Source organism: Streptomyces sp. G5(2025) (assembly GCF_049542075.1).
Classification (GTDB): Bacteria; Actinomycetota; Actinomycetes; order Streptomycetales; family Streptomycetaceae; genus Streptomyces.
Map to the genome: position 1 here is coordinate 415,896 of NZ_JBMUZT010000002.1, position 14,624 is coordinate 430,519.

Genomic DNA, 14,624 nt, shown 5'->3' on the forward strand with positions numbered 1-14,624 from the left:
CCGCCCCGGAGAGGATTCCTCCGGGGCGGCGGTCAGTTCTGCCGGTCGGCGGTCAGCCCTGGGCGGCGGCCAGGCTCGCGGGGCGCAGGTCGGTCCAGTTGGCCTCCACATGCGCCAGGCAGGCCTCGCGGGTGTCCTCGCCGAAGACGACCCGCCAGCCGGCGGGCACCTCGGCGAAGGACGGCCACAGCGAGTGCTGGTTCTCGTCGTTGACCAGGACCAGGAAGGTGCCCTGCGGGTCCTCGAACGGGTTGGTGCTCATGCGTTGTCACTCCTCGTGGACGGTACGGTGAACAGCTCGGAGAGCGGCTGTTCGGGCTGGGCTGCCACGGTACGCAGCAGCCTCTGAAGTTCGTCGGCCAGCTGCCGCGCCTTGGCGGTGCCGAGCCGGTCGGTCGCGTGGATCAGCCCGCAGTGCACGGGGCCGTCGCCGCGGGGTTCGTAGAAGCTCAAGGTCAGGTCGGCCCGGGCCGTGCCGGTCGGCACCGCCTCCAGCGAGCCGATGCCGCCCTCCAGTTGCTCCAGGTCGGCCTGCTCATGGTGGATCACCATGACCTGCGGCCCCGACGCAGGCAGACCGGTCGCGCGCACGACCTCGTCGAACGGTACTTCCTGGCGGTCCAGGGCGCTCAGCGTGGTCTCCCGCACCCGGGTCAGCAACTCCGCGAAGGTCGGGTCGCCCGCCGTGTCGGTGCGCAGGACGACCGTGTTGAGGAAGCAGCCCACCAAGTCGGCGAGCTGGTCGTCGGTGCGGCCCGCGACCATCGTGCCGATGGGCAGGTCGGTGCCCGCGCCATGGGCGGTGAGCAGGGCCGCGAGCGCCGAGTGCAGCACCATGAACATGCTGGTGCCGGTGGCGCGGGCGAGCCGGTCCACGGCCGCGTGCAGCTCCTCGTCGAGGACGAAGCCCACGTGGCCGCCGGGCCGCCCGGTGCCGTCCGTGAGGGAGGCGCGCGGGCCGTCCGCCGGGAGCGCCAGCTCCTTCGGTACGTCGCTGAGCGCCTGACGCCAGTACGCGAGCTGCCGCCCGCCCCGGCTGCCGGGGTCCGCGAGGTCGCCGAGGACCTCGCGGGCCCAGTCGGCGTAGTCGCCGTACGTGACCGGCAGCGGCTCCCACGCGGGCGCCGCGCCCTGCGTACGGGCCGCGTAGGCCGAGGTGAGGTCGCGGAAGAGCGGGACCACCGACCATTCGTCCACCGCGAGGTAGTGCATGGTCAGCAGCACGGCCTGGCGGTCGTCGGGGCCGTTGAGCAGGTAGGCCCGCAGCGGTGCCTCCGCCTTCAGGTCGGGTGCGTGCGCGGCGAGTTCGGTCAGGCGGCCGTCCAGGTCGGCGCACCGCTCCACGGTCAGCGCGGGAGCCTCGGCCGGCCGCTGGAGCAACGTGCCGTCGTGCTCGACGAACGCCGTGCGCAGCGGCTCGTGGCGGGTCACCACGTCGGCGAGCGCCGCGCGCAGCGCGTCCGTGTCGAGGCCTCCCGGGGAGCGGAGCACGAGCGCGTGGTCGAAGCCGGGACCTCGGCGGTACGTCTCCCACTGGGGGCGCTGGACGGGAGCGGCTTCCCGTGGCCCGTCGTGGCCGTCGGTGCGGCTGTCGGCGCGGCGCAGGGCCGGGCGGGCGGCCGCGGCACCGTCGAGCTTGCCGGCGATCCCGGCGACGGTCAGCGCGTCGAAGACGTCCCTGATGCTCAGCTCGGCGCCGAACTCGGCGCGGATACGGCTCAGGAGCCGCATCGAGGCCATGGAGTGGCCGCCGAGCGCGAAGAAGTTGTCGTGCACGCCGACGCTGTCCAGCTTCAGGATCTCGCAGAACAGGGCCGCGAGCCGGGCCTGCGTCTCGGTGGCGGGGCGGGCCTCGCCGGTCATCGCGGACCAGTCCGGCGCGGGCAGCGCCTTGCGGTCCAGCTTGCCGTTGGGCGTCAGGGGCAGCGGGCCGTCCAGCGGCACGACGATCGCGGGCACCATGTACTCGGGCAGCAGCCCGGCGACATGGGCACGGACCTCCTGAGCGTCAAGTCCACGCTCCGGTACGGCGTCGTCCTCCCGCTCCGGTACGACGTAGCCGACGATGCGGACGATGTCGCCGTCCCGGTCGGGCACCACGGCGGCCTGGGCGACCGAGGGGTGCCCGGCGAGGGCGGCCTCGATCTCCCCCAGCTCGATGCGGAAGCCCCGCACCTTGACCTGGGTGTCGACCCGGCCGAGGAAGTCGAGGTTGCCGTCCGCCCACCAGCGGGCGCGGTCACCGGTGCGGTACATGCGGCTGCCGGGCGCGCCGAACGGGTCGGCGACGAACCGCTCCGACGTCAGGGCCGCCTTGCCGAGGTAGCCGCGCGCGAGGCCGCGCCCGGAGACGTACAGCTCCCCCACCACGCCCGGCGGGACCGGCCGCAGGTGCTCGTCGAGGACGTAGCAGCGCGTGTTGGGGTCGGGGCGGCCGATCGGCACCCGGCCGCCGGTGGGGCCGCCGTGCTCGCGGGCGGGCCACAGGGTGGAGTTGACCGTCGCCTCGGTGAGTCCGTACGCGCAGATCAGGTGGGCCGTCGTACCGAACCGCTCGAAGAGGTCCGGCGGCACGGTCTCGGTGCCGACCAGGACGGTCGACCCTTCGGGCAGTTGGCAGCCGGGCGGCAGCGCGGAGACCAGGGACGGCGGCAGGATCATGTGGGTGATCCGCTGGTCGGCGAGGAAGTCGGTGAGCGCGGGGCCCGCGACGCGCGCCTCGTCGGTGATGAGGACGAGCCGCCCGCCGTGGCACAGGGCCATGGCGAGTTCGAAGACGAAGACGTCGAAGCCGATCGACGCGAACTGGAGCACCCGGCTGTCGTGCCGCAGGCCCATCCGGTCGACGGCGGTGGCGACGAGGCTGGAGATGCCCTCGTGCGGTACGAGGACGCCCTTGGGGCGGCCGGTCGAGCCGGACGTGTAGATCACGTACGCGGCCTGGTCCAGGCCGATGGGCCCGCCGTCGACAGGTGCGTCGGACAGCGTCGCCAGCTCGGCGGCGGTGTCCGGCGCGTCGAGCAGCACCACGGGGACGCCTGTCACGTCGGGGATCTTGCCCGCGACCGGTTCGGTGCCGACCACGAGGGCCGCCCCCGAGTCCTCGATCATGTACGTGAGGCGGTCGCCGGGGTGGACCAGGTCGAGCGGCAGGAACGCGGCGCCGAGCCTCAGCGCGGCGAGCACGGCGGCGACCATGTCCACGGAGCGGGGCACTGCCACACCGACCACGCTCTCGGCGCCCACACCGCGCGCGGCCAGCAGCCGAGCGATGCGGTTGGCGCGGGCGTCGAGCTGCGCGTAGCTGACCGACCGGGATCGGTCCACGACGGCGACCGCGTCGGGCCGCTCGGCGAGCCGCCGCGCGAACAGCGCGGGGAAGGTCTCCTCGTCGACCTCGCGCGGCGCGCCGTTGAAGCCTTCGAGGACCAGCTGCCGCTCGTCGGCGGCGAGGATCTCCGCCTGTGACAGGGGCCGCTCCGGGGCGGAGACGAGCGCGGCGACGAGCCTGCGCAGACGGTCACCGATCCGCTCGGCGGTCCCCTGGTCGAACAGCTCGGTGGCGAACTCCAGGCGGCAGTTCAGCGCGTCGGCGCCGCCGTCGGCGGAGGTGTGCTCGGTGAAGCTGAAGACCAGGTCGAACTTGGCCGAGCGGGCGCGGAACGGCACGTACTCCGGCCGCACGCCGGGCAGTTCCAGCTCGTCGCCGGTGCGGGCGTGGTAGCCGACCATCACCTGGAAGAGCGGGTTGCGGGAGAGCGAGCGCGTCGGGTTCAGCTTCTCGACGACGGCCTCGAAAGGCACGTCGGCGTGGGAGAACGCGGCCAGGTCGGTCTCCCGGACCCGGGCCAGGAGTTCGGTGAAGCTGGGGTCGCCGCTCACGTCGGTGCGCAGCACCAGCGTGTTGACGAAGAAGCCGACGAGTTCGTCGAGCGCCTCGTCGCCGCGCCCGGCGATGGGTGAGCCGAGAGGGATGTCCGTCCCGGCGCCCATGCGGTGGAGCAGGGCGGCCACGGCGGCGTGCACCACCATGAACATGCTGGCGCCACTCTCGCGGGCGAGCCGCCGCAGCCCCTCGTGGAGCTCGGCGTCGAACGCGATGTCGAGCTCGGCGCCGGAGAACGCGGGGCGCGCGGGGCGCGGCCGGTCGGTGGGCAGCTCCAGCTCCTCCGGGGCCCCGGCGAGCGTCGTGCGCCAGTACTCCAGCTGCCGTGCGGCCAGGCTGCCTTCGTCCTCGGGGTCGCCGAGCAGCCGCTGCTGCCACAGCGCGTAGTCGGCGTACTGGACGGGCAGCGGCTCCCAGTCGGGGGCCGTGCCGGCGAGGCGGGCGGCGTAGGCGGTGGCCAGATCGCGCAGGAACGGGCGGTCCGACCACTCGTCGGTGGTGATGTGGTGCAGCAGCAGCACGACGACGTGGTCCTCGGACGCCAGCTCCACGATGGTGGCGCGCAGGGGCAGTTCGGCGGCGAGGGCGAACGGCCGGTTGACGGCCGTGTCGATGATGCCGGGCACCTCCGCCTCGTCGGCGCGCAGGCACTCCACCACGGGGTGCGCCTGCTCGGCGGGCAGCACGCGCTGGAACGTACGGCCGTCGGTGGTGGTGACGAAGACCGTGCGCAGCGCCTCGTGGCGCGCCGTCACGTCGGCGAGCGCGGCACGCCACGCCTCGGTGTCGAGGGCGCCGCGCAACCGCATGACCAGCGGGAAGTTGTACGCGGCCGAGGTGCACTCGATCTGCTGGATGACCCACAGGCGCTGCTGGGCGTGCGAGAGCGGCAGTTCGTCGGGGCGCTCGCCCGCGGTGAGCGCCGGGCGTGCGGGACCGTCGGCGCGCTGGACGCGCTCCACCAGTTCGGCGACGGTGGGCGCCTCGAACAGGTCCCGGATCGCCAGCTCGGTGTCGAGCGCGGTGCGGGCCCGGCTGACGAGCCGGGTGGCGAGCAGCGAGTGGCCGCCGAGCTCGAAGAAGTCGCTGTCGATGCCGACGCTTCCCTCGGGCAGCCCGAGCACCTCGGCGAAGAGCGCGCAGAGCGTCTCCTCCCGCGGGGTGCGGGGCACGCGGCTCGGGCCGGTGGCGCCGAGGTCGGGGGCGGGCAGGGCCTTGACGTCCAGCTTGCCGTTGACGGTCAGCGGCAGGGTGCCCACGGTGACGAGCGCGGAGGGCACCATGTAGTCCGGCAGTCCGGCCTTCAGGTGCTCGCGCAGCCGCTGGACCAGGTCCTCGCCCCGGCCCGCGCCCTCCTCCGGTACGACGTAGCCGACGAGGCGCTTGGTGCCCGCGGTCTCGGTGACGACGACCGCGGCGTGCGCGATCTCCGGGTGGGCGGACAGGGCCGTGGAGATCTCGCCCAGCTCGATGCGGTAGCCGCGTATCTTGACCTGGTCGTCGGTGCGGCCGAGGAAGTCGAGCAGTCCGTCGGGGCGCTGCCGTACGAGGTCGCCGGTGCGGTACATGCGCTCACCGGGCGCGCCGAACGGGTCGGCGACGAACCGCTCGGCGGTCAGCGCCGGCCGGTCGTGGTAGCCGCGGGCCAGGCCGGTGCCGGCGATGTACAGCTCGCCGGGGCAGCCCGGCGGGACGGGGCGCAGCATCGTGTCGAGGACGTAGGCGCGGGTGTTGCGGATCGGCACGCCGACGGTGGAGGTCGCGCTGTCGGTGGTGGAGCCGCCGAGCGTGTTGATCGTGTACTCGGTGGGGCCGTACAGGTTGTAGCCGTAACAGCCCTCGGTGCGGCGCAGCTTCGTCCACACCGTGTCGGGGACGGCCTCGCCGCCGAGCAGGACCAGCGCGGGACGGTGCTTGCCCGCCGTCTCGTCCTGATCGAGCAGGCCCTCTTCGATGAGGAGCTGGGCGTAGGTGGGCGTCACGTTGACGACGTCGACGCGGTGCTCGTCGCAGTAGGCGACGAGCGCCTCGGCGTCGCGGCGCAACTCCTCGTCGCAGACGTGGACCTCGTGGCCCTCGACGAGCCAGAGCAGCTCTTCCCAGGACATGTCGAAGGCGAAGGAGACGGTGTGCGCGATACGCAGCCGCCGTCCACCCGCCGAGGCGATGGCCGGGTCGAAGATCTCCTTCTGGTGGTTGAGCTGCATGTTCGTCAGGCCCCGGTAGGGGGTGACGACGCCCTTGGGGCGGCCGGTCGAGCCGGACGTGTAGATAACGTACGCCGGGTGCTCCAGGCGGCCCGGCGCGCCGTGCGCGAAGGCGGGGCGCTCGGCGTCGGAGATCTCGCCGCCGGGCAGGGCCGCCAGCTCGGCGGCCACGGTCTCGTCGTCCAGGAGGAGTTCGGGGGCGACGGGGCCCTCGGTGCCGCGCAGGGTCGGGGCGACGGCGGCCGTGGACACCAGGCACAGGGGGCCGGTGTCCTCGACCATCAGGCGCAGCCGGTCGGCGGGGTGGTCGAGGTCGAGCGGCAGATACGCGGCGCCGGTGCGCAGGACGGCGAAGAGCGCGGCGACCATCTCGATGGAGCGCGGCAGCGCGAGCGCGACGACCTTCTCCGGTCCCGCGCCGCGGGCAAGCAGCAGCCGGGCGAGCCGGTTGATGTGCGCGTCGAGTTCGGCGTACGTGAGGGAGCGCTCGCCGAAGACGAGGGCGACCGCGTCGGGGGTGCGGGCGACCTGGGCGGCGAGCATGTCGGCGACGGTCTCGTCCGGTACCGGCTCGCGGCTGGCCTCCCACTCGCGGGCCAGCGAGGAGCGCTCCCCGGGCAGGAGCAGGTCGACGCCGACGGTCCGGGCGGAGCCGGGGGTGCCGCTGTCGAGTGCCGCCGCCAGCCGGTCGAGCACGGCGGTGAAGCGGGTGAGGATCGTCTGCGCCTCCGCCGCGTCGAACAGGTCGGGCCGGGCCGCCAGGGTGACCCGCATCCGGGCGCCGGGCGTGACGATCAGCGTGAGCGGGAAGTGCGTGCCGTCCACGTTGGTGACGCCGGTGATGCCGTGTCGCCGGCGCAGGGCCGCCGCGCGGTCCTCGCCGTCGGCGGAGCGCAGCACGAACAGGGTGTCGAAGAGCTTCCGGTGGCCGGTCTCCTGCTGGAGGGTGCCGAGCCCCACGTACTCGTACGGCATGACGGCGGCGCGCTCGGACTGCATGCGGCGCAACAGGTCGAGCAGGGGCTCGTCCGGCGAGAAGGCGGCGCGGGCGGGGACGGTGTTGAGGAACATGCCGATGATGCCGGCGACGTTCGTCACGTCGGCGGGCCGTCCGGAGACCGCGGTGCCGAAGGTGACGTCGGCACGGCCGGTCATCGCGGAGAGCACCAGGCCCCAGGCGGCGTTCAGCACGGTGTTGAGGGTGAGCCCGTGGCGGCGGGCGAGGGCGCGCAGCCGCTCGCTCGTCTCCGGGGTCAGCACGGCGTCGAAGTCGGCCGGGATGACCGGTCCCGCGTCGCGGCCCGAGGGGGCGAGCAGGGTCGGCTCGTCGAAGCCGGACAGGGCCGTGCGCCAGGCGTCGAGGGCGGCCGTGGTGTCCTGCTCGTCGAGCCAGGCGAGGTAGTCGCGGTAGGAGCCGGGGGCGGGCAGGCCGGTGGCGTCGCCGGAGCACTCGTACAGCGTGAAGAGTTCCTCAAGGAACAGCCACGCCGACCAACCGTCCCAGAGGATGAGGTGGTGGGTGACGACGAGCCGGTCCCGGCCGTCGCCGAGGCGGATCAGGAGCAGGCGGCACAGCGGGGCGGAGGACAGGTCGAAGCGTCGGCGCCGGTCGGCCGCGAGCAACTCCTCGCTACGGGTGCGCTGTTCGCCGGCGGGCAGCTCGGAGAGGTCCACCTCGACGAGGGGGATCTCCGCGCCGTCCACGATGAACTGGACCGGGCTCGGCAGGCCGTCGCTGGTGAAACCGGCGCGCAGGCTGACGTTGCGCTCCAGCAGCGTGCGGCAGGCGGCGCGCAGCCGGTCGGCGTCGACGCGCCGGTCGAGGTCGAGGGTCTCCTGGGAGAGGTAGACGTCGAGCGCGTCGCCCGCGTCGTAGGTGGCATGGAAGTACATGCCTTCCTGGAGCGGGGAGAGCGGCCAGACGTCGGCGACCGGATGCCCGGCGACGGCTTCGACGCGGGCCATCTCCTCGGGGGAGAGCTCAAGTCCGCCCAGAGGGCGTGGTGTTGGGGCCGGGGCCTCCTGGGGAGTGCCGGCGGCGGAGGTCAGCTGGTCGAGCAGGGCCCGCAGGGCGGGGTCGACGGCCGCGCCGGACTGGTCCTGCTGGGCCAGCATGGCCTGGAGGGCGGCGGCGGCCTGTCCGGCGTCGGTGGCGGAGACGGTCACGTTGTCGCTGGGCACGGGTGCCTCGGGGGTGGGGGCCGGGGCCGCGTCGGCGGCGGCGGTGGCGAGCGCGGCGGGAGTGCGGTGCTCGAAGACGTCGCGGGGGCTGAGCGTCAGCCCCCGCTCACGGGCGCGGGTGGCGACGGCGATGGAGGTGAGGCTGTCGCCGCCGAGGACGAAGAAGTCGTCGTCAACGCCGATGCCCTCAAGGCCGAGCACGGCGGTGAAGATGTCGCACAGGGCGCGCTCGCGATCGTCGCGGGGCGCGCGGCCACCGGCCCGCGCCGTCACGTCGGGTGCCGGCAGGGCGTTCTGGTCGAGCTTGCCGCTGGGGGTCAGGGGCAGTTCGTCGAGGGCCACGACGGCGCTGGGCACCATGGTCGCGGGCAGCACGTCGGCGAGCGCGGCGTGCAGGGCTTCGGTGTCGGGGGCGGTGGTGCCGGGGCACGGGACCACATAGCCGACGAGGGCACCGTCGCGGACGACCACGGCGGCGCGGGCGACGCCCGGCAGGCCCGCCAGAGCCGTCTCGATCTCGCCGAGTTCGACGCGGTTGCCGCGGATCTTGACCTGGCGGTCGGTGCGGCCGAGGTACTCGACGGTGCCGTCGGCGCGGCGGCGCACCAGGTCACCGGTGCGGTACATGCGCTCACCGGGCGCGCCGAACGGATCGGCGACGAACCGCTCGGCGGTCAGGCCTGGCCGGTCGTGGTAGCCGCGCGCCAGCTGCACACCCGCGAGGTACAGCTCACCGGGCACACCGTCCGGCACCGGGCGCAGGAAGGCGTCGAGGACGTGCAGCCGGGTGTTCCAGACGGGACGCCCGATGGGCACGGCGAGTCCGGCGGCGCCCTCGTAGGGGAAGTACGTCACGTCGACGGCGGCCTCGGTGGGCCCGTAGAGGTTGTGCAGCGGAACGGGGGCCTGCCCGGAGCGGGACGTCAGCTCGCTCCAGCGCCGGGCGTCCGCGCCGGTGAGCGCCTCGCCGCTGCAGAAGACGCGCCGCAGGCTCGCCGCCCAGTCACGGTGGTCGGCGGTGGCCTCCATGACCTGGGTGAACGCGGCCAGCATGGACGGCACGAAGTGCAGGGTCGTGATCCGCCGGGCCCGGATCAGGTCGGCCAGGTACGCCGGGTCGCGGTGGCCTTCGGGGCGGGCGAGGACGACGGTGGCGCCCTCGATCAGGGCCCAGAAGAACTCCCACACGGATACGTCGAAGCTGGCCGGGGTCTTCTGGAGCACCCGGTCGTCGGCGGTGAGGCCGTACTCCCCCTGCATCCAGGCGAGCCGGTTGACGATGGCGCGGTGGGTGACCGGGACGCCCTTGGGGCGGCCGGTGGAACCGGAGGTGTAGATGAGGTAGGCGGGGTGGTCGGGCTCCGCCTGCCGGACCGGCGGCGCTTCGGCGACCCCACCGGCCGCGTCGGTCTCTTCGGCCTCTTCGATGACCAGGGGTTCCAGTCCCGGTACGGCGGGCAGCCGTCCGGCCGACTCCGCCGTGGTCACGACGGTGCGCGCGCCCGAGTCGCCGAGCATGAACGCCACGCGGTCCGCGGGGTAGTCCAGGTCGACGGGCAGGTACGCGGCGCCCGACTTGAGGACGCCGAGGAGGGCGACCATCAGCTCCGCCGAGCGGGGCACGGCGACCGCGACGTGACTCTCCGGACCGGCGCCGCGCGCCCGCAGCCGCCGGGCGAGGGCTTCGGCGCGCCCGTCCAGCTGCTCGTACGTGAGGGTGGTGTCCTCGAAGACGACGGCCGGGGCCTGCGGGGTGCGGGCGACCTGCGCGGCGAAGAGCGAGGTGAGCGTGGCGTCGGGGACCGGCCGCGCGGTGGCGTTCAGTTCGCCGAGCCGCTCGCGCTCCCGGCCGGAGAGCAGGCCGGTGCGGGCGACCGTGCGGGCGGGCTCGGCGACCAGGGTGCGCAGCAGCGCCGCGAACCGGTCGGCGAGCACGGTGACGGTCGCCCGGTCGAGGCGGCCCGCGTCGTGCTTGAACCGCAGCAGCAGGTTCTCGCCCGGCTCGACGACGAGCGCGAGGGGGTAGTGGACGGCGTCGTACACCTCGGCGGCCGTGATGCGCGGTGCGTCCGGCTCTTCGGGGGCGGACACGTCGCCGGTCGGGTAGTTCTCGAACACGACGAGGGTGTCGAAGAGTTCGCCGCCGCCCGCGGTCTTCTGGATGTCGGCGAGGCCGAGGTGCTGGTGGTCGAGGAGCGCCGAGTGTTCGTCCTGGACGCGCCGCAGCAGGTCGGTGAGGGACTCGTCGGGGCGCAGGTCCACGCGTGCGGGCACGGTGTTGATGAACAGGCCGACGGCGGAGTCCAGGCCCGTGACCTCGGTCGTGCGGCCGGACACGGTGGTGCCGAAGACGACGTCCCGCTTGCCGGTGAGGGCGCCGAGCAGCAGGCCCCAGGTGCCGTGGACGACGGTGCTCAGGGTGAGGCCGTGCGTGCGGGCGTAGGACGCCAGTTCGGTGGTGAGGTCCTCGGGGAGACGGGTGTCGACGTGCGCGGTCCTGGCCTGCCCGGTCGCGTCGCCGCCGGTGGCGGGGTCACCGGCGGCCGCGAGGTCCGGCAGGCGGGTCGGCTCGTCCAGGCCGGCCAGCGCCTGGCGCCAGGCGTCGCGCGCCGCGTCCTGGTCCCGGGCCGCCAGCCACGCCAGGTACGCGTGCGGGGCGACCGGCTCGGGCAGCTCCTCGCCCCGGTAGGCGGCGGTCAGTTCGCGCAGCAGGACGGAGACGGACCAGCCGTCGGCGACGATGTGGTGCAGGGTGAGCAGCAGCCGGTGGCGTGCGCCGTCCCGGATCAGGGTGGCGCGCAGCAGCGGCGGCCGGGTGAGGTCGAAGCCCTCGGCGCGGTCGGCTTCGAGCAGGTCGTCGAGGCCGGTGCCGGCGAGGTCGGCGTGCCGCCACGGCAGCGTGACGTGGTCGGCGAGGCGCTGGACGACCTGGCCGCCGGGCAGCTGCCGGAAGGCGGCGCGCAGCAGCGGATGCCGGTCGAGGAGCAGTTGCAGCGCCTGGCGCAGCCGCTCCGGGTCGACGGGCCCGGCCAGGTCGAGGAGTTCCTGGACCACGTAGAGGTCCTGGGCCCCGGCGTCGAACTCGGCGTGGAAGAAGAAGCCTTCCTGGAGCGGGGAGACGGGCAGGGCGTCGGCGTTCAGCTCGACCTCCGGCGCCGACACAGCCGGCACCGCTTCCCCGGCCCGGGCGAGCGCCGCCACCGTACGCAGCCGGAACACGTCACGCGGGCTGATCCGCAGACCGGCCTCGCGGGCACGGTTGACCAGCTGGACGGCGACGATGCTGTCGCCGCCCAGCTCGAAGAAGCTGTCGTGGACGCCGACCGACGGCAGGCCGAGCACGTCCGCGAAGAACGCGGCGAGCGTCGTCTCGGCCTCGGTGGCGGGCGCGTCGGTGCCGCTCACGGCCGTCCAGTGGGGCTCGGGCAGGGCGCGGCGGTCGAGCTTGCCGTTGGGGGTCAGCGGCAGCGGGCCGTCGAGGACGACGACGGCGGACGGCACCATGTGGTCCGGCAGGGTCTCGGCGACCCGGGCGCGGGCGGCGGTCACGGCGGCCTCGTTCTCGGCGGCCGTGCGGCCGTCGCCGACGAGGTAGGCGACGAGCCGCTTGACACCCCGGTGGTCGTCGCGGACGAGGACGGCGGCCTGCGCGATGCCGGGGCACGCCATGAACGCGCTCTCGGTCTCGCCGGGTTCGATGCGGTGGCCGCGGATCTTGACCTGGCCGTCGGAGCGGCCGAGGAATTCGAGGTTGCCGTCGGCGGCCCAGCGGACGCGGTCGCCGGTGCGGTACATGCGGGTGCCCGGGTCGCCGTACGGGTCGGCGACGAACCGTTCCGAGGTCAGCGCGGGCCGTCCCAGGTAGCCGCGGGCGAGGCCGCGTCCGGCGACGTACAGCTCGCCCTCGACGCCGACGGGGACGGGGCGCAGCGCCGCGTCGAGGACGTAGGCGCGGGTGTTCGGGTCGGGTTCGCCGATGGGGGTCGCGCCGGTCCTGTCGGGCTCGGCGCGCCACAGGGTGGAGTTGACGCTCGCCTCGGTGAGGCCGTACGCAACGACGACCTGGACGCGCCCGGACCAGCGGGCGATGAGTTCGCTCGGCACCGCTTCGGTGCCGACCACCAGGACGGCGCCCTCGGGCAGTTCGCACTCCTGCGGCAGCGCGGAGACCAGCGACGGCGGCAGGATCATGTGGGTGGCGCGGTGCCGGGCGATGTAGTCGGTCAGGGCCGGGCCCGCGACGCGGCGCTCGGCGGGGACGACGATGACGCGGCCGCCCACGCACAGCGACATGATGAGGTCCCACACCGTCACGTCGAAGCCGACGGAGGCGAACTGCACGACACGGCTCGTCGCGTCGATGCCGATGCGGTCGGTGGCCGTGGCGATGAGGCTGCCGACGCCGTCGTGGGGGACGACGACGCCCTTGGGGCGGCCGGTGGAGCCGGAGGTGTAGATGACGTACGCGGCTTGGTCGAGCGCGACCGGCACCCCGAGCGCGGTGCCGGGCAGGGCGGCGCGGGCCTCGGCGGTGGCGGGGTCGTCGAGCAGGACGGGGGTGACGTCCGGCGACTGCGGGAGCTGGGCCGCGAGTTCCCGCACGGTGAGCACGGTGCGCGCCCCGGCGTCGGACAGCATGTAGGCGATGCGGTCCTGCGGGTGGTCGGCGTCCAGGGGCAGGTAGGCCGCGCCGGCCTTCATCACGGCGAGCAGGGCGACCACGAGCTGCGGGGAGCGCGGCAGGGCGACGGCGACGACGTCCTCGGCGCCGACGCCGCGCGAGACGAGGAGGCGGGCGAGCCGGTTGGTCTCGGCGTCGAGTTCCGCGTACGTCAGCTCCTCGTCCTCGCAGACGAGCGCCACGGCGTCGGGTGCGCGGCGGACCTGTGCCTCGAAGGCGGCGGGCCAGGACAGGTCGGTGACCTCGCGCGGCGCGGTGCCGAACTCTTCGAGGAGGCGGGCGCGTTCGTCGTCGGTGGTGAGTTCGAGGTGGCCGAGGGGGCGGTCGAGATTCTCGGCGAAGGCGCGCAGCAGGGCGAGGAAGCGGTGCTCGTGGGAGCGGAGCGTCGCCTCGTCGCAGACGTCGGCGTCCGCGTCGAGGTGCAGGTGGATGCCGCTGCCGCCGCGGGCCTCGCCGAAGCTGATGCCGAGGTCGCTGACCGGGCCCAGCCACACCGGGAGGAGTTCGGCGTCGTGGTCGGCGAAGCGCAGGTCGTCGCCGCGGGGCAGGATGTTGACGGTGGGGCCGACGAGTTCGGTCACGCCGTCGACGAGGCCGAGGTCCCTGGCCAGGTCCTCGGCGCGGTAGCGCCCGTGCGCGAGTGCCTCGGAGACCGCGTGGCGCACCTCGGCCACGAGGTCCGTGCCGGTCGTGCCGGGGCGGACGGCGACGCGCAGCGGGACGATGTTGGAGACCATGCCGGGGATGTCCGCCGTGACGGCGTCGCCGCGGGCGGCGATCGGCAGGCCGATGACGAGGTCCTGCTCGCCGGTGACGCGGTGCAGGTAGGCGGCGACGGACGCGATCAGGAGGCGGGACGTGCGGACGCCCGCGCCGCGGGCGGCGGTGTGCAGCGCCTCGACGTCGGCGGCGGGCAGTTCGACGGTGCGCCGCAGGCGGCGCGCCATGAGCGAGGGGGCGCGCTCGACGAGACGTACGGGCTCGGGCCGGTCGGCCATCCGCTCGCGCCACCAGGCGCGGTCCTCGGCGTGCTGCTCGCAGGCGCGGTAGGCCTCGTCGGCGGCGACGAGGCGATCCGGCGTCCACTCCTTGGGCGCGGGGGCCTTCTCGCCGAGGGTGTACAGCTCACCGGCGCGGCGGGTGACGAGGGCGACGCCCATGCCGTCGATGAGGATGTGGTGGTAGCGCTGGTACCACCAGACGCGGTCGTCGGCGAGGCGCAGCAGCGCCTGGGCGAAGAGCGGGCCGTGGGCGAGGTCGGCGGGCCGGTCGCGGTCGGCGGCCATCCACGCGGCGGCGGCGTCCTCGGGGGCGGCCGCGTCGCGCAGGTCGACGACGGGAACGTCCACGGAGACGGCCTTGGACCGCTGGAGGGCCCTGCCGTTCTCTCCGACGACGCTCACGTGGAGGCACCCGGCCTCCTCCACGGCTTGCCGGACGGCGCCGCCGAGACGGTCGAGGTCGATGTCGCCGTGCAGGTCCAGGGCGAAGACGATGTTGTAGGCGGAGCTGTCCGGCTCGATCTGCTGGGCAAGCCAGATGCCGGATTGCCCGCCGGTCACGGGTATCCCGGAAGCGGATGTCCGGTCCGACTCGACGTCAAACATCGTACGAAATGGCCTTTCCCTGGTGGTACGTCGGTGAAGGTGGTCCCGCGCCCGAAGCGGGT

2 protein-coding genes are annotated in these 14,624 nt (G+C 74.2%); both read right to left on the bottom strand.

Going from position 1 to position 14,624, the window contains the following annotated elements:
• Positions 1 to 52 precede the first annotated feature (52 nt).
• Complete coding sequence (locus ACOBQB_RS02260) at positions 53 to 262, bottom strand: MbtH family protein (protein ID WP_423588340.1); 210 nt, start codon at positions 260 to 262, stop codon at positions 53 to 55.
• A complete protein-coding gene (locus ACOBQB_RS02265; protein WP_423588341.1) occupies positions 259 to 14,562 on the bottom strand; it encodes an amino acid adenylation domain-containing protein in 14,304 nt (4,767 codons plus the stop codon). The genes ACOBQB_RS02260 and ACOBQB_RS02265 overlap by 4 nt, the downstream gene beginning before the upstream one ends.
• Positions 14,563 to 14,624: the final 62 nt, after the last annotated feature.